The sequence below is a fragment of the Bacillus sp. T33-2 genome, assembly GCF_002860205.1.
GTDB lineage: Bacteria > Bacillota > Bacilli > Bacillales > Cytobacillaceae > T33-2.
In genome coordinates, this window is sequence record NZ_PGVB01000005.1 from 26,477 (window position 1) to 41,229 (window position 14,753).

21 protein-coding genes and 1 pseudogene are annotated in these 14,753 nt (G+C 42.7%); 9 read left to right on the forward strand and 13 right to left on the reverse strand.

Features of this window, described 5'->3' with window-relative positions:
- Positions 1-8 precede the first annotated feature (8 nt).
- The 4 genes from CVD19_RS03650 to CVD19_RS03665 all read right to left on the reverse strand — a co-directional run bounded on the left by CVD19_RS03650 (position 9) and on the right by CVD19_RS03665 (position 2,552).
- Positions 9-422, reverse strand: a complete 414-nt coding sequence (locus tag CVD19_RS03650; RefSeq protein ID WP_257985026.1) for a peptidylprolyl isomerase — start codon at positions 420-422, stop codon at positions 9-11.
- A 375-nt stretch (positions 423-797) separates the two neighbouring features.
- Entirely contained in the window at positions 798-1,949 is a 1,152-nt protein-coding gene (locus tag CVD19_RS03655; protein WP_101580523.1) for a zinc-dependent alcohol dehydrogenase, read from the reverse strand.
- A 17-nt stretch (positions 1,950-1,966) separates the two neighbouring features.
- The gene (locus CVD19_RS03660; protein WP_101580524.1) at positions 1,967-2,329 is read right to left on the reverse strand and encodes a spore coat protein; all 363 of its coding nucleotides are present in this window, start codon (positions 2,327-2,329) and stop codon (positions 1,967-1,969) included.
- Between the two features lie 16 nt (positions 2,330-2,345).
- Positions 2,346-2,552 (reverse strand): spore coat protein, encoded by a 207-nt coding sequence (locus tag CVD19_RS03665; protein ID WP_101580525.1) that lies wholly within the window; start codon positions 2,550-2,552, stop codon positions 2,346-2,348.
- A 223-nt stretch (positions 2,553-2,775) separates the two neighbouring features.
- On the opposite strand from CVD19_RS03665, the gene CVD19_RS03670 reads away from it, so the two are divergent.
- Both CVD19_RS03670 and CVD19_RS03675 read left to right on the forward strand, forming a co-directional pair.
- Entirely contained in the window at positions 2,776-2,982 is a 207-nt protein-coding gene (locus CVD19_RS03670; RefSeq protein ID WP_101580526.1) for a hypothetical protein, read from the forward strand.
- A complete protein-coding gene (locus tag CVD19_RS03675; protein ID WP_101580527.1) occupies positions 2,979-3,284 on the forward strand; it encodes a spore coat protein in 306 nt (101 codons plus the stop codon). The genes CVD19_RS03670 and CVD19_RS03675 overlap by 4 nt, the downstream gene beginning before the upstream one ends.
- Before the next feature lie 87 nt (positions 3,285-3,371).
- Here the strand turns inward: CVD19_RS03675 and CVD19_RS03680 are convergent.
- Together CVD19_RS03680 and CVD19_RS03685 are read right to left on the reverse strand one after the other, a co-directional pair.
- A pseudogene (locus tag CVD19_RS03680) lies at positions 3,372-3,564 on the reverse strand (YbxH family protein).
- A 39-nt stretch (positions 3,565-3,603) separates the two neighbouring features.
- The gene (locus CVD19_RS03685; protein ID WP_101580528.1) at positions 3,604-5,070 is read right to left on the reverse strand and encodes an alkaline phosphatase family protein; all 1,467 of its coding nucleotides are present in this window, start codon (positions 5,068-5,070) and stop codon (positions 3,604-3,606) included.
- Between the two features lie 162 nt (positions 5,071-5,232).
- On the opposite strand from CVD19_RS03685, the gene CVD19_RS03690 reads away from it, so the two are divergent.
- From CVD19_RS03690 to CVD19_RS03700, 3 genes are all read left to right on the forward strand, one after another.
- Positions 5,233-5,955 carry an endonuclease/exonuclease/phosphatase family protein gene (locus CVD19_RS03690; protein ID WP_101580529.1) on the forward strand — a complete coding sequence of 241 codons (723 nt, stop codon included), beginning with the start codon at positions 5,233-5,235 and terminating at the stop codon, positions 5,953-5,955.
- Between the two features lie 16 nt (positions 5,956-5,971).
- Positions 5,972-6,610 carry a TVP38/TMEM64 family protein gene (locus CVD19_RS03695; protein ID WP_101580530.1) on the forward strand — a complete coding sequence of 213 codons (639 nt, stop codon included), beginning with the start codon at positions 5,972-5,974 and terminating at the stop codon, positions 6,608-6,610.
- Positions 6,611-6,691: 81 nt separating this feature from the next.
- Positions 6,692-7,624 (forward strand): 3'-5' exonuclease, encoded by a 933-nt coding sequence (locus tag CVD19_RS03700; RefSeq protein WP_101580531.1) that lies wholly within the window; start codon positions 6,692-6,694, stop codon positions 7,622-7,624.
- A gap of 99 nt (positions 7,625-7,723) precedes the next feature.
- Here the strand turns inward: CVD19_RS03700 and CVD19_RS03705 are convergent, their stop codons facing one another.
- From CVD19_RS03705 to CVD19_RS03715, 3 genes are all read right to left on the reverse strand, one after another.
- On the reverse strand, positions 7,724-8,437 hold the full coding sequence (locus CVD19_RS03705; protein WP_101580532.1) for a hypothetical protein: 714 nt from the start codon (positions 8,435-8,437) through the stop codon (positions 7,724-7,726).
- Positions 8,438-8,500: 63 nt separating this feature from the next.
- Positions 8,501-9,025, reverse strand: a complete 525-nt coding sequence (locus CVD19_RS03710; protein WP_101580533.1) for a mismatch-specific DNA-glycosylase — start codon at positions 9,023-9,025, stop codon at positions 8,501-8,503.
- 161 nt (positions 9,026-9,186) lie between these two features.
- On the reverse strand, positions 9,187-9,675 hold the full coding sequence (locus CVD19_RS03715) for a DinB family protein (protein ID WP_101580534.1): 489 nt from the start codon (positions 9,673-9,675) through the stop codon (positions 9,187-9,189).
- Positions 9,676-9,838: 163 nt separating this feature from the next.
- Between CVD19_RS03715 and CVD19_RS24505 the strand changes: the two genes are divergently transcribed.
- A complete protein-coding gene (locus tag CVD19_RS24505) occupies positions 9,839-10,012 on the forward strand; it encodes a hypothetical protein (RefSeq protein WP_180953493.1) in 174 nt (57 codons plus the stop codon).
- A gap of 88 nt (positions 10,013-10,100) precedes the next feature.
- Here CVD19_RS24505 and CVD19_RS03720 read toward each other — a convergent pair whose 3' ends face one another.
- The 3 genes from CVD19_RS03720 to CVD19_RS03730 form a co-directional block, all read right to left on the reverse strand.
- Entirely contained in the window at positions 10,101-10,709 is a 609-nt protein-coding gene (locus tag CVD19_RS03720) for an alpha/beta hydrolase (protein WP_101580535.1), read from the reverse strand.
- Between the two features lie 24 nt (positions 10,710-10,733).
- Entirely contained in the window at positions 10,734-11,714 is a 981-nt protein-coding gene (locus CVD19_RS03725; RefSeq protein WP_101580694.1) for a ring-cleaving dioxygenase, read from the reverse strand.
- A gap of 88 nt (positions 11,715-11,802) precedes the next feature.
- Positions 11,803-11,991 carry a hypothetical protein gene (locus CVD19_RS03730; protein WP_101580536.1) on the reverse strand — a complete coding sequence of 63 codons (189 nt, stop codon included), beginning with the start codon at positions 11,989-11,991 and terminating at the stop codon, positions 11,803-11,805.
- Between the two features lie 509 nt (positions 11,992-12,500).
- Between CVD19_RS03730 and CVD19_RS03735 the strand changes: the two genes are divergently transcribed.
- Positions 12,501-12,698, forward strand: a complete 198-nt coding sequence (locus CVD19_RS03735) for a cold-shock protein (protein WP_101580537.1) — start codon at positions 12,501-12,503, stop codon at positions 12,696-12,698.
- A gap of 118 nt (positions 12,699-12,816) precedes the next feature.
- Here the strand turns inward: CVD19_RS03735 and CVD19_RS03740 are convergent, their stop codons facing one another.
- Positions 12,817-13,938 (reverse strand): zinc-dependent alcohol dehydrogenase, encoded by a 1,122-nt coding sequence (locus tag CVD19_RS03740; RefSeq protein ID WP_101580538.1) that lies wholly within the window; start codon positions 13,936-13,938, stop codon positions 12,817-12,819.
- Positions 13,939-14,113: 175 nt separating this feature from the next.
- Here CVD19_RS03740 and CVD19_RS03745 point away from each other — a divergent pair, with 175 nt between their 5' ends.
- Both CVD19_RS03745 and CVD19_RS03750 read left to right on the forward strand, forming a co-directional pair.
- Entirely contained in the window at positions 14,114-14,317 is a 204-nt protein-coding gene (locus tag CVD19_RS03745; protein WP_101580539.1) for a hypothetical protein, read from the forward strand.
- A 5-nt stretch (positions 14,318-14,322) separates the two neighbouring features.
- Positions 14,323-14,574: a sigma-G-dependent sporulation-specific acid-soluble spore protein CsgA gene (locus tag CVD19_RS03750; protein WP_101580540.1), complete on the forward strand. Its 252-nt coding sequence runs from the start codon at positions 14,323-14,325 to the stop codon at positions 14,572-14,574.
- Positions 14,575-14,753: the final 179 nt, after the last annotated feature.

Below are 14,753 nucleotides of genomic sequence, written 5' to 3' on the forward strand. Positions count from 1 at the left end.
TTGCATGATTATTCGTCAAAAACTTCCACTTTTTCCATAACATCGCCATTCCTCATTGATCTGGCTGCTTCCAGGCCTGATGTCACCTTGCCAAAGACAGTGTGGACGCCATTCAGATGTGGCTGAGGCTCATGGACGATGAAGAATTGGCTTCCTCCGGTATCCCGTCCTGCGTGAGCCATGGATAGAGATCCTGCTTCATGCTTGTTAGGATTGCCTTCTGTTTCACATTTAATAGTGTACCCCGGACCACCGGCTCCTGTGCCCGTGGGATCTCCTCCCTGGCTTACAAATCCTGGGATCACCCTGTGAAATGTAACACCATTATAAAATCCTTCATTAGCCAATTTTTCAAAGTTTGCTACTGTTCCAGGTGCTGCTTCAGGATATAGTTCAAACTCGATTTTTTCTCCGTTTTTCATTAGTATGTAGCCTTTTTTAGCCAAGATAATCATCTCCTTTTCATTAAAAACAATATTAATCATACCATCTTTTACACGTCGAATGAAAGCGCGGACTATTATAGGTTTATGTACTGGGAATTACAGGATTACTATCAGTGTTCTTTTTATGGTAAACTATATGCATGCCCCTTCCCGAAAACGCTTGTTGCGGGACACTTAACCAATGTACGGACGGAAGGGGCCGGTGCCTGGCCTTAGGCCGGCACTGAACTATACATACCTGTAGAGCGAAGGACCACCTTCAACTGAACATTGCGCTACTGTTACAAAGTTATCGAAAGTAAGCCTGAACGTCGCATAAAACAACCCAGCCCTCAGGGACTGGGTTGTTTTTTAATGTACCTTTCCGTGCGGCTTCAAAACCACTTTAATACAGTCATCTGTCTTCGTGTCGAACACTTCATATCCGCGCTTTGCGTCATCCAGCGGAATGACGTGGGTAACCACGTCACCAAGATCGACCTTTCCTTCAGAGACCAAATTATATAGATGCGGCATATACGGGATTACAGGCGCCTGTCCCATTTTCAGGTCGACATTTCTATTGAACAGGTCGCCAAGAGGAAACCCGTTATATCTTGTTCCGTAAGCCCCTGTTATTTGAATGACACCGCCTTTTCGTACCGCCTGTGCAGCAATCAGGACCGGGTTAATCGCGCCTCCCTGAAGCTTCATTCCTGTTGCCAGGAATTCCATCGGCGTCATTTTTGCGTCCATGCCGACAGCATCGATGACAATATCCGCCCCGCCTTTAGTCATTTCCTTTAAGTGTGTCCCGATATTTTCCTCGGCTTCAAAGTTGATCGTTTCAACTTTGTTGGTCCGTTTTGCATGTGCTAGCCTGTAATCTACATAATCAACAGCAATGACCCGTTTTGCTCCCTTTAGCCATGCAAACTTCTGTGCCAGCAGTCCAACTGGGCCGCAGCCAAGTACAATGACTGTGTCCCCTTCCTTCACGCCAGCATGGTCAACTGTCCAGTAAGCGGTCGAAGCAGCATCAGCAAGCAATACGAGTTGCTCGTCATCCACTTCACTGTTTTCAGGAATCCGGAACGGGGTGAAATTCCCGTACGGCACCCTCATGAATTCAGCCTGCCCTCCGGCGTAGCCGCCGAATGTTTCGGAATATCCGAAATATGCCCCGGCATCCCCATGCGGGTTGGAGTTGTCACATTGGCTTGTCAGGTCGTGATTACAGAACCAGCACTGGCCGCATGCCACATTAAACGGGATGATTACCCGGTCCCCTTTTTTAACCTTCGTCACCTCTGGGCCAACTTCTTCAACAATTCCCATCGGTTCATGGCCGATGATGAAGTCTTCCGGAAAATTGGCCACCATGCCGTGGATAAGATGCAAATCCGATCCGCAAATTGCCGAGCTTGTCACTTTGACGATGATGTCATCCGCTTTTTGTATTTTCGGGTCGGCGACTTCTTTCACCATCACATTTTTGATGCCTTGGTAAGTAACGGCCTTCATAACTCGTACCTCCTTTTTTATTTGTATGGTGTAGCAAAAGTGCCAAGACGGTCTGTATCACGCGGAAAAAGTGTAAGGTTAGCAATTTTTACAGCCGTGTCGGCAGATTTTAAATCTACTTCTACCTGGTCCCTTACATTGTAGGGATGCAGCCACCCTTTGCTGATCATCAGATTGGCTATTTCTTCGTGAAGGTCAAGAGCTGCCTCCATTTGATTCCGCAAAGCCTGTTTCAACGCAGGCGTTGCTGTCTCGGTAATTGCGTAAGCATAATTCCTCACACCATTTTTTACTGATAATAAAAAGTCGAGTGCGATTGCTGAGTCAGCCTGATCCGGCATATCAACCGAATTGATCGGATCTAAAAAGTCGTTATTCATTTTCTCCCACCTCCAATTAATGTGTTGTCGTCTTCGGATAAAGAGCCAACAGTTCGTTGATGTCTTTTATGGATTGCTGAACGTCTTTTTCCATTAATGCCTTCAGGTCGTTATCAAAGCAAAGCCCTTGCATTAATTTCGATCTCATTAAACAAATGGTCTTAAAATTCAGCACTTCATGAGTATCCATCGTTTCATGGTGCCCGAGTATAACGTTTTCCATCAAATCACCTCTTCCTCAGGTTTTAACAAAAGTATTTTCCCCTAACTCCGGCGTTTTTTATTCAGCCTAAGTACGGATCTCGGCGAGGACATTTTTTTATATTGGTGACTGCATATTTCCGCCGATTAAGCGAAACATTAAAAGTGATTGTTAATGTGCCCAGGGGCAGCATTAATTTGTATTAATCCGCCATATCTCGCTTACAAGAAAAAGGAGTGGAGTCATGACAAAATACTTAGGGTTACATGAGACGCTGGAAACACATGAGATACTTATGTTCAAAAATCTTTGCCTGACTAAATCATCGACGATGGGACCGCTTGCACAAGATCCGGAGCTTAAAGCGATACTTGCACAGGATGTTACGACAAGCCAGCATCAAATCCAGGAGCTGCAACAATTTCTGACAGACAGGAGCGCACAATCATGAACGATTTCGTTAAAAATATAACTGGAATGGGCGGCATGACAGATCAAATGATCGCCACCGATTTCCTCTTTTCAGCAAAAGACGCTGTTCGTAACCTTGCTTTTGCCGTAACGGAAACCGCTACTCCTGATTTGAAAGCTGCGTTAAGGGCACAGTTAAGAACAGCTATTGATACGCATGAAACGATCACTGCCTACATGATGTCGAGAGGATATTATCATCCATACAATTTAGGAGAACAACTTGGTGTAGACGTAACCGCTTCATCGACAGCATTAAACCTTAGTGATGAAAAACAATAAATGTTGAAAAGACAACCCTGCCTATCTTGGGTTGTCTCTTTTATTTATTTCCTTATTGTGTCATTTCTCCCTACACTGTTTGTGCAATTACATTTGGCGCTCATCACAATATTTTTCCACCAGCTGCTCAATCTGATCTATTGCAGGAAACTCTGCTGAGAACTCGAATTTAATTTCTTCAATAAATTCACCGTTCTTATAAACATGAATGGCCCCATCCCGGTTGACTACACTAAATTCAGCGCTCAAATCTAAAACCGCTTCTTTCGATAGCGCCCAATAATATCTACTCCTCATGTTGTTGATGTGTTATTCCGGCTTACTTGATCAGCGACAAGATCCACTCTTTCATGTCCAGTAACCGTAAGTGTTTTGGGGCAGTATCTGTTCCTGTCACAATCATTGAGACCATCGAATCCTGTTTATTAAGCGCACCATGGCTAGCTCCGCCCACATGGGTAGGTGAACCCTCCCCGATAATTTCATATCCCGGTTTTGCAGAAATGATGACAAAATCCCCTTGATGTGAAAAAAATGCGCTGTTTAATCTCGCCAAAGCATCAGGATACTCATCAAACGTGATCCTTTGGCCGTCTATGTGCAGGTCCAAAATTTCAGTGTTCCCTTTAAGCGACCATGTCTGGCCGTATTCATCGGAATAATTTCCTTCCTGGCGAAACACTAGTTTACCGTCCTTTTCGGTAGAAATAACATGAATGTCTTTGCCTTCCCTCCAAGCAATTATATCTATTTTATGATCGCCTTTTAGTGTGTTCGCAATTGTTGGAAGTGCTAATTTTACCACATTTAATGAATAGACGAAGGCCATACGTTCGTTTACGGCTAGCACTATTTCGTCACCTGCTTGGACTCCTTGTCGAAGCTTAACAATTTTATAAGCATCCAGCGTCTTTCGCAAATCAAGCAGCGCTTCTTTTTTGTGTTCCCCAATCCAGGTTTGGCCGTTGTCACCCATAATGATCCAGACATTATTTTTTAATGCTTCCTCCCAGGAAGCGAAGCTGTCTAAAATTTTGCCAAGATGCTGGTCTGACGTTCTTATGCCGTTTGTATCCATTTCACCGTTTTTATGGACAGATTTATCTAGCTCCGATAAATACACGATAGAAAAATCGGGCAGTAGCCCTTTTTGAACTAAATAACCCAATTCATTTACCGTAAAAATATTATGGAAACCATATTTCCTCCAAGCAGATCGGTTCCTCGGATTTATCTTGGATAAAGCTCCATAAGAGAACAGATGTGGACTACTCACTTCCACTGTTTTACCAATATCGGTGAAGGTTGAAAGCAAAAAAGGCATCTTTAAATGATGTCTGACACTTCCTCTGTATATTAGGGCGTTTAAGGACGCGGTTTTCTTGCCTTCTTTGTGCAGGTCCTCATGGATCGTGCTGACCTCCCTGCTTAAATGGACATTATTTAAGTTGTGAAAGATATCCTTCACTGACTGATTTACGCCAAGTTTTATCAATTCTCTATAATGGCTTCCATAGTTTACGAGCCTCATTTCATCCTGTTTGAACCAAACCAGCCCTGGAATTTTATGCTTGTCACAATAAACTCCTGTCAGCAATGTACTATCGATATTTACAGACATTGTCGGAAATGGGCTTACGATTTCGGGATATAGTTTTCCGTTTTGAATAAAATACTCAAAAGCTGTTGCCTGGCCTTGTTCAATTGTGGTCTGTAAAGGGCGAGTCATTAAAGTATCAACGAGGACCAATATTACCGGTTTAGTTTTTGTATGATAAAAAGCCAAATGGTTACACCCCCTTTACGAATTATTGCCTTTAGTATGGACTGGGGGTGCCTGAATATGTAACGGGACCGATCATTTCAGTTTCATTCATCTTTTTATAGTAGAAATGTGTTGATAGAGTCAAAATAATAACATTAAAAGTGAACTAAGCAGGTGGGTACGATGCAAATCAAAGTATTGACATTCAATATACACCATGGAAAAGGATTAGATAACCGGGTTGATTTAAGCCGAATTAGCAAAATCATCCAGTCAACTGGGGCGGATGTTATTGGATTAAATGAGGTAGATAAGCATTTTTCAAAACGGAGCGAATTTCTGGACCAGGCAGAATGGCTCGCGAAAAAGCTGGGGATGGATTTTGTTTTTGGCCCTGCCATCACTTCCAGGGAACGGGGGAGTCATCATGTTCGTCAATATGGCAATGCCATTCTCTCCCGGTTTCCAATCATACGGAGCAATAACCACCCCTTCGACTTTCTGCCGAACATCATCGAGGAAAGAGCTTTGCTGGAGGCGGACATCAGCATAAAAGGCACAGAATTAAGTGTATTTGTCGCCCATCTCAGCTTTGCCCCGTTTCTTCATGGCAAACAGACGAATTTCATTTTAGATCAGGTTCAGAGAAAACAGAATCCCATTGTCGTTATGGGAGATTGGAACATGTACCCGTTTACAAAAAGCTGGAAATTGGCCACCTCTGTTTTAAAGGATCCTGTTGAAGAACAAGCAGCTCTTGTTACATATCCCGCAAAGAAGCCAAGAGTCCGGCTGGATTATATTTTTATAAGAAAAGACATGAACGTCATTGACACTGAAGTGATCATGCACGAGCCAATCGCCTCTGACCACCTGCCCTTATTGGCGACACTTCAACTCATATGAAAAGGCGAGCAAAAAGATGAAAAAATCGTTAATCCTTATTATCTACCTCGCGACCCTGGCTATTGGTTTTCTGAACAAAGATGCTATTTTGCCCTGGATTGAAAACAGTGACCCTGCTCATCTTCCATTCATGTTTCTCGTTTCCGCGGCCTTAGCAACAATCCCGATCATTCCGTTTACTATATTTGCGGGAATTATGGGTGCCAAATATGGAGTGGTGCTCGGTTTCGTCATAAATTGGTTTGGCAGCGTTGTGGCGGCCATGATATATTTTCTGCTTGCACGTTTTTTTTTCCGGAAGTTTTTCCGAAAATATCTGGAAAGGTTCAAAGGGATTAATCATTTTCACGGGATGGTCGAAAAAAATTCATTTATTTCCATTTTATTGGCGAGGTTGATCCCGATCATTCCAACTCCGGTCATTAATATATACTCTGGTGTAATGAACGTTTCTTTCGCAACCTTCACAGCTGCAACAGCTGTCGGTAAGCTTCCTCCTGCTTTCATGGTTGCTTACAGCGGCAGCCAGCTTTTTTCTTCGTTTCAAAACCTCCTTACCGGGTTGGTGGCTTATGCTCTATTTTTAGTACTGGTCCTGGGCATATACCGTTTATGGCATCGAAAAAACATAGCTCTCCTTATGAGGACCAAATGATCGATGTTAAGGAAAAAATTGTTCCTTTCACTATGCTCCTTCCTCCATTATAATAGCGTGTTGGAGAAAGGAGGGATAGGAATGGCGGATATTAAACAATATGTATTCTTTGATTTTGAAATGCTTTGCTCACACAGGGGGATGGAAATGGAAGAAATGGAAGCGATCCGGCTTGGGGCCGTTAAGCATGATTTGGAAACGGGCCAAATTTTTTATTTCGACCGGTTTATTAAACCCCTCAACCGTAAAGCATTGTCTGCTTTTTGTAAAAAATTGACTGGAATAAAAGATTCCGATTTGCGGAGTGCACATAGTTTTGGGCAGGTGTTCGAGGAATTTCTCAACTGGATTGGCGGAGTGAAGCGGACTCGTTTTTTTTCATGGTCAAAAAGTGATTTATCGCGTTTAAAAATGGATGCCAAAAACCATGGCGTCCCTGAGGGTATGATTAAAAAAATCGAAAAACGATATGTCGATTTCCAGGCAATCTTTGCAAAGAGGGTTTCAAAAAATACTCCATCGGTAGAGAATGCGCTTGCCTTGTATGGATTGGATTTCGAAGGCGAAAAGCACAATCCGGTGAGCGATTCATACAATACCTTTCGCATATACCAATGCTTTTCGGAAAAGGTCCTGCAATCCGACCTGATCATGCTTAAGCAATTCATTTTTGATAAAGACATACAGGACGTGAAGCAGGTCGGTTACTTCCTCAAACATAATTTTAAAAAAGACCTTGATGTTTTTGTTTTAGACCTAAGAGATATGTATGTTATGAAAGACGCGAAAAAAATGATCAAACAGACTCAGAGACTCGTTGAAAAATATGAAAATATTATAATTAACCGATCAGGGATTTTTGCTGAGGATATCATAGAATCTGTGCGTCTGCTCGTGCATTTTTTCCATCAGCTTCTCGCTTCCTACGACGAGCACTTTATGCACTCATCCAAAATCATGATATTAGATGAACAATTGATGAAGCAGGTGCAACATTTGTCAAAAACAAGCTGAAGCCGAAATGCTTTCGCATTCGGGCTTCATACATAACAAACGAAGGCCCCTGGAAGAATCCGGTTTAAATATTGTACATACTGTTACTTGTACATACTGTTACTTATTCATTAAAAACAACAGGAATGAATACAGGACAATACCTGAGGCAAATGCCCAGTAATTGCTCTCCCTGTCCACAGGCAATTCTTCTTTGATTACATTCAAAAGGATGCTCCCGGAAAGGAAACCAAATAAAACTCCGATGATTTCAGCATTTATGTGGAAAAATGCGCCAGTAGCCCAACCAATAGCGATTGAAAAAGTAAGAATCCATCTCCCGAATTTGTCATACAGGCGGTTATGCAGATCACTTAACCCGTGATTGACAGAAATAAAATGGATTGCTATTGCAATAATATAAAGTACCAAATCGATAAACCGCTGGTTGTCCCCGCGCACCAGGATATAGCCTATCAGTGAGTTATACACTGAAAAGGAGATTAAATGAATCCAAAATATGCCTTTGCCCCTCAATCTTGAACTCCAGTTGCTCTCTCTCCTCACCACTCTTTCAAGTCCGGAAAAACTCACCAGCCCGATCATCGCGAAATAGTATGTTGTATTCTCAATGAAACCAAATTTCGGCTCTGTGATTTCTTCATATTTATTTAACTTGGGCAGCAGATGGATAAAAATATATGAAACAGATACTCCACTTGCCATGGAAAGGAATTTACTGAGCGTTTTTCTATGAAGTATTGTAAGGTATTTTGAGCATAAATGGACAATGATGAAAATAACTAAAAAGCCGATTCCCTTCACCGACAACACTCCAGCCACTCCTTAAATTTACGCTGTATAACTAAGTATACCCGGACTGGCTTCCCGGTAGTATCACCCTTTCCGTGACAGCGTTGACATAAGTGGAGGAAGTTTACTGTAAATCTCAATGACCTCTTCCAGTTTCATCCTTACCAGACCGCTGGAAGAAGGTGCGACAAAATCGATTGTCCCTAATACAACGGAGTCGGTTTGCGGTCCCCATTGGATGTTCTTTTTTTTCCCACTGTATTGCTGGTATACTCCCTTGCCGACGAAACAAACAATCCCTGGTTGAAATACTCGGATTTTTTCTTTCAAAAGCTGTCTCCCCTGCTTGTATTCCTCCTTTGTTATTTCATCGGCCGTCCTCGATGGCCGGGACACTATATTTGTCAAACCATATCCCAACTCCAATAGTTTGTAATCTTCCTCTGCACCATATTTCCTTGGGGTAAGGCCGGCTTCGAAGAGAATCTTCCAAAATCTATTACTGGGATTCGCGTAGTGATGGCCTGATTCAGAGGATTGTATGCCTGGATTGAAGCCAACAAATAAAATATCCAGGTTTTCTTTTAAATGGTCACTAATCGGTTTCATATTCCACCCCTGTAACCTGCATGGACTTCTACTGAAATTCCTGATCAATGGAACTGGTTGCTGTTGTATAAATGTCTATATTTTTTAAATGGTAAACAAGCAACTTAAAAAAGAAGGGCATAGAAGATTAAGCCCTCCCTTATTGCCGCCGCCTTTGCCGATTAATGGACGCCCTCTGCAGGATTCCATGTTCCCTGGATTTTACGGATCGTTACGATTTGGCCGATATGGTATGCGTTATGTATGGTGAGATTGGCCAGTGTGGATTCCCATTGCTCTTCGTCATTCTCCTGGACGGGGCTATCAAGCTTTCGATCGGACGCTTCCTTCAATGCAACTGACCATCTATCCATAATCGAATAGAAGCGGTTGACTGTAGTATCCCAGTCTGCATCTGCAGGATCATGGAAGGTAGTGTCGTTATTGCCATCCATGCTTTCCTCAGGAATCCTCAGAAAACGATGGAGGTAACGTTCATTCCAAAAATTCAGATGATTTACGATTTCCCTGATTGAATTCGTTCCTTCACCATGTTTTTCGGCAGCCTCTTCAGCTGTAAGCCCCTTAATTGAATTTTCAAACGACACAAACCACCCGTTTACATTATTGCATGCCTGAATCTGATTTAATAAAACATCTTTTCTGCCCATAATTAATCCTCCTTTTAACCATTGGATTAGTAAAAATCAAACAACATCTGTCCATCTTCCTTTACCCGCTGGCAAAATAAAAGAAACAGAGATGAAAAATATTAACAAATGCGTAATTGAGTGAATTGAGGGTAAATATATACAGGACAAAGGAGGTTGAATGATGGAAAAAGATAAATATGGTCTACACAATGGTGTGGGTGCCGATATGTCAACGGAAACAGGAAATACTGCTGGCAGCAATGAATCTGCAGCATCCCACCACCTCGTTTGCAATGAACAACTGTTTTACGCAGACCTTAGGGCGATCGCTGAAGACGGGGCCAGGGACGAATAGTGTCCTCTCAATAATAAAATAAATTATCCCAATTAAAAACAAAAAAGCTGTGCACATATCAAAATGCCACAGCTTTTTTCTCGTTTTCTCACAGAAAATACTTTTCGAACCATTTCTTAGCTTCTTCGACCTCATCCCGTGTCAGCTCATGGCCGCCGTTTCCCCAGTGCTCTGTCACATCAGCATTGGCGTTCTGTAAACTATCTGACAGTTGTTTCGTTTCAGCAGGAGGTATGAGGTGATCCCGCTTACCGGCCCCAATGAATACTGGAATGCCAGTTAAATCAGGAAGTTCAACATTCCTGAGTGGCACCATGGCGTGGAAAAGGATGGCGCCGCGCAGCGATTTTTCGTAGTGATACAGGAGGCTTGCGGCAATATTGGCTCCGTTCGAATAGCCTACTGCTACCACCTTGTCCCGGTTGAAACCGTACTGTTCTGCACTTTCATTAATAAATTGATCCAGTTCACGCGTACGGAAAACAAGGTCCTCCTCATCGAAGACTCCTTCAGACAGCCTTCGAAAAAACCGGGGCATTCCATTTTCGAGTACATTGCCTCTGACTCCGAGAATATTTACATCGGAGGCGATTAAGTTTGCCAGTGGCATGAGGTCCCGCTCGTTGCCTCCGGTGCCGTGCAAAAGCAGCAATGTCGGTGCTTTTTTATCGGGTCCTGAAATATATATATGTTCCATGTTCATGCCCCCATCAGGTTAAAATTAGTATGATTCGTTTGTGTCCAGTGGTTTTAATCTGGCTTCGATTGCGTCCCGCTGGTTCTCAAAATACGGCGGCAATGACAGTCTTTCCCCCAGGCTTTCAAATGGCTCATCGCCTTCAAAGCCGGGACCGTCTGTTGCAAGTTCAAATAAAATGCCGTTAGGCTCTCTAAAATATAATGATTTGAAGTAATAACGTTCCACAAAACCGGAATTGGGCAAGCGCTTTTCTTTAATATATTCGGCCCATTTTCGCAATTCATCCTCATTTTCGACCCGGAAAGCCACATGGTGGACACTGCCTCGGCCAGGCCTTTCAACAGGGAGGTCTGCCCGTTCCTCAAGGTGTACCTCGCCTCCCGTACCGCCTTCTCCTGTTTCAAGAACAAAGACATCATGACCGTCATCTGACTGGTATCTCCTTGTTTCCCTAAATCCCATTATGTCTGTCAAAACGGCAGCTGTGCTTTCCACTCTTGATACTGTAAGCATGACTGGGCCGAGTCCACGAATGCCGTGCTCGACAGGGACCGGGCTTTTATCCCATGGAATTCCTCCCGCCACACCCGCAATCCCTTCATCAGATACAAGTACGAGCCGCTGCCCTTCAAAATCGTGGAATGACAAGGTTGCCCTGCCAGTTTTATGTGAGATTCCATCATGCCTGACACCTTGTTCGGCAAGCCAGTTTTTCCAAAAGCGCAAAGATTCATCATTATGTACCCTAAGTGAGGTTGAAGATATACTGTTAGTGCCGTAGTACGTTCTGCCTGCGTTTGGAATTTCAAAAAAAGTTAAATCTGTTCCTGGATTTCCTCTTTCATCAGCATAAAAAAGGTGATAGACTTTCGTATCGTCCTGGTTGACCGTTTTTTTCACGAGCCTAAGCCCTAATGTCTTAGTGTAGAAATCATAGTTTTTCTTTGCGTCTGCGGTAAGTGCCGATACATGGTGCAGCCCCTTCAGCGGCTTTAAATCCACCGTCTTCACGCCCTTTTCAGAAATTTCGGTCCTATATACTCCTTATTTTGTACAATCGAAAAAAGAAATGCAAATGTACAGTCTTATATTATCTTTTCATCTTTTTCTGTTTTTCCATTACTTCATAAGATTTATTTATGATATCAGTCAGTACATCTCCTTTGTAAATTCGTCCAATCTTAGTATTTTGTTGGTAGTACTCGACTATTTCATCAAGTTTTCTGGACGTTTCGCCAGTGATCCTGACATTTAATTGAATTCTTCCCACTTCACTCAAGTAAATCTCCTCCATATCAATATGCTGCTATCCTGCTAGCACTTTGGTGTGCTTTCGCTATCTTTCTGCTTTAATCATTATTGTACTAAAGAATGTGGTCTCCTGAAAGAAATGTCCTTTAATAATGGTTATTCGCCCAGCTTTGTCCTTTTTTTGCCTTACATCACTTTCGAAACGCACCTTGTGTCAAAAGCTGTTATGTGTTATATTTGAAAAGCGATGAGCTGAATTGTGTAAGCCGACATACATGGCCGTACAGGCCAATGCACGATGTGGCGTGCAGTCTGTCGCCTCAATACGCATAAAAGACGCCTTACCGGGCGTCTTTTTCTATTGAAAAATAAAATATTGCTTTTAATATAAATAGTTGATATGATATATTTAATTATTTTTGTTCGGATAAGCTGATAGAAAGACTCTCTTTAACTAAGTGGTTTCCGTCTTGAAAGATTATTTTTGGGCAAGGATAGTAATACATTCGCGGAACAATCCGCACAGGAGGTACTATAATGGTACAAGGCAAAGTAAAATGGTTTAACTCTGAGAAAGGCTTCGGTTTCATCGAAGTTGACGGCAGCGATGACGTATTCGTACACTTCTCAGCTATTCAGGGTGATGGCTACAAATCACTTGAAGAAGGCCAAACAGTAACTTTTGAAATCGAGCAGGGTGCTCGTGGACCACAGGCTGCCAACGTTCAAAAGTAAACTGATACGTAAAAAAAGGACTCCATCGGGGTCCTTTTTTCTATATAAAAAATTCAGCTACACTATTCCCAAACGGAAAATGCATTGGCAATATGCATTGCCTCCTCGGGGAAATTTATTATGGTTTTAGTACAACTTTTATACAATTATCCTGTCGGTCATTGAATATTTTATAAGCATGCGGTGCTTCCTCCAGCGGGAGACGGTGCGTAATGATTTCAGTTGGATTTATCTCTCCGTTCACAACCATTTCATAGAGCTTTGGCATGTAATGGACCACTGGGGCCTGTCCCATTTTCAAGGTGACATTCCGTTCAAAAAACCTGCCAAGCGGGAACATATTATAATTCATCCCGTAGACACCGGTAATTTGGACAGTCCCAAATTTCCGCACAGCACTTGTGGCAATTTGGATTGCGGAGAGTGTACCGCCCTGAAGTTTTAATTTTTGCTCTACTTTTTCGATTGCTGATTTCTTTCCGTCCATTCCTACACAATCAATGACGACATCTGCACCGCCGTTAGTGAGTTCCTGAAGGAATTTTCCGGTGTCATCATGGCTCGTAAAATCACAAATTTCAACATTGTTTGTCTGCTTTGCATGGTTTAGGCGATAACCGACATGATCGACGGCGATCACCCGTTTTGCCCCCTTCATCCAGGCAAATTTCTGGGTCATCAGGCCTACCGGGCCGCAACCGAGCACAACCACTGTATCATCCGGCTTGACCCCTGCATGTTCGACACTCCAGTAGGCAGTCGGTATGACATCAGACAAAAACAAAAGATGCTCATCCTCAAGCTCACAGGACTCAGGAACGACGAATGAACTGAAATCCCCAAAAGGCACCCTCAAATATTGTGCTTGCCCACCTGGGTGGTTTCCGTATTGTTCGGTATAGCCAAACATTCCTCCTGTATCTTTGTTAGGATTGGCATTGTCACACTGGCTCTCCATTTCATGCTTGCAGAAAAAGCACTCACCGCACGAAACATTGAATGGAATGATAACACGGTCTCCTTTTTTGACTTTCTTCACGTCAGGGCCGACTTCCTCAACAATGCCCATTGGCTCATGGCCGATAACATATCCGGGCCTGAGAGGTAAATTACCCTGATACAAATGCAGGTCAGAGCCGCAAATGGCGGTAGATGTAATCCTGACAATGATATCATCACTCTTTTCAACCCGCGGATCTTCCACATCTTTCACTTGTACTTCTTTGGATCCCTGATACAGCTTTCACTAAAGCACCTCATTTCACGTTGGTTTCACTAAAAAATACCCTTGTTTTGAATAAATTAACGCTCGTATAGAAAAAAATTGCCAATTGATTGCGGATAATGCTACCAATTTACAAAGGATACATATTTTTTATCCAACAAAACCACCTTATGAACAGGAGGTGCTGGATTTGGAGCCAAGAGACCCTGGAAACAAAGATTTGCCTGACTTTGATAATTTGGATGACCGTTTGATAGCGGAGCGGAGTTCTTCCGGACCGATGCTTGTCATAAAAACCAATTTGGATCCAAAGGATTCAACCGAAAATAATCCATACTATAAAAATAAGGAACTGACTGATACTAAGGCTTTCAGGGACTATTTTGAGGAGTAATGAACATGGATCAAACGTTAGGCTACTTGCGTGAAATATTGGCGAACTATACTGAAGAATATCCCGTCAGCAAGCATCTGTACGACAGGATTGATAGGCAAGCCTTTTCATCGGAGGGTGAATTCGTCAGGACTTTATCCTATGAAGAATCACGGTTCTTAAATCACATCCTGCAAGAAGAAATAAGGTATTCCAATGAGGAACGGGATGAAATAAGAGCCCGCCAGCTCAATGAAGTGTACGAACTGCTTATTTAACAATTCAGGACCACTCAATCTCATCATGCATAGAAGCAAAGGACTGAACTTTGTCCTTTGCTTTTTCGTTTTCCTTATGAGCTTTTTCAGTCATAATAAGCAGTGTAGCATCCAAATGGTTTTCATACAGAGAAATGCTTGTGTCTGGCACAGCGATTTTATCGAAAAAGATATCTTGT

What these genes read in the sequence shown, in the direction of transcription:
- CVD19_RS03650 (WP_257985026.1), bottom strand. Translation starts at nt 422, where the DNA reads ATGAAAAACGGAGAAAAAATCGAGTTTGAACTATATCCTGAAGCAGCA.
- CVD19_RS03655 (WP_101580523.1), bottom strand. Translation starts at nt 1,949, where the DNA reads ATGAAGGCCGTTACTTACCAAGGCATCAAAAATGTGATGGTGAAAGAA.
- CVD19_RS03660 (WP_101580524.1), bottom strand. Translation starts at nt 2,329, where the DNA reads ATGAATAACGACTTTTTAGATCCGATCAATTCGGTTGATATGCCGGAT.
- CVD19_RS03665 (WP_101580525.1), bottom strand. Translation starts at nt 2,552, where the DNA reads ATGGAAAACGTTATACTCGGGCACCATGAAACGATGGATACTCATGAA.
- CVD19_RS03670 (WP_101580526.1), top strand. Translation starts at nt 2,776, where the DNA reads ATGACAAAATACTTAGGGTTACATGAGACGCTGGAAACACATGAGATA.
- CVD19_RS03675 (WP_101580527.1), top strand. Translation starts at nt 2,979, where the DNA reads ATGAACGATTTCGTTAAAAATATAACTGGAATGGGCGGCATGACAGAT.
- CVD19_RS03690 (WP_101580529.1), top strand. Translation starts at nt 5,233, where the DNA reads ATGCAAATCAAAGTATTGACATTCAATATACACCATGGAAAAGGATTA.
- CVD19_RS03695 (WP_101580530.1), top strand. Translation starts at nt 5,972, where the DNA reads ATGAAAAAATCGTTAATCCTTATTATCTACCTCGCGACCCTGGCTATT.
- CVD19_RS03700 (WP_101580531.1), top strand. Translation starts at nt 6,692, where the DNA reads ATGGCGGATATTAAACAATATGTATTCTTTGATTTTGAAATGCTTTGC.
- CVD19_RS03710 (WP_101580533.1), bottom strand. Translation starts at nt 9,025, where the DNA reads ATGAAACCGATTAGTGACCATTTAAAAGAAAACCTGGATATTTTATTT.
- CVD19_RS03715 (WP_101580534.1), bottom strand. Translation starts at nt 9,675, where the DNA reads ATGGGCAGAAAAGATGTTTTATTAAATCAGATTCAGGCATGCAATAAT.
- CVD19_RS24505 (WP_180953493.1), top strand. Translation starts at nt 9,839, where the DNA reads ATGGAAAAAGATAAATATGGTCTACACAATGGTGTGGGTGCCGATATG.
- CVD19_RS03720 (WP_101580535.1), bottom strand. Translation starts at nt 10,709, where the DNA reads ATGGAACATATATATATTTCAGGACCCGATAAAAAAGCACCGACATTG.
- CVD19_RS03735 (WP_101580537.1), top strand. Translation starts at nt 12,501, where the DNA reads ATGGTACAAGGCAAAGTAAAATGGTTTAACTCTGAGAAAGGCTTCGGT.
- CVD19_RS03750 (WP_101580540.1), top strand. Translation starts at nt 14,323, where the DNA reads ATGGATCAAACGTTAGGCTACTTGCGTGAAATATTGGCGAACTATACT.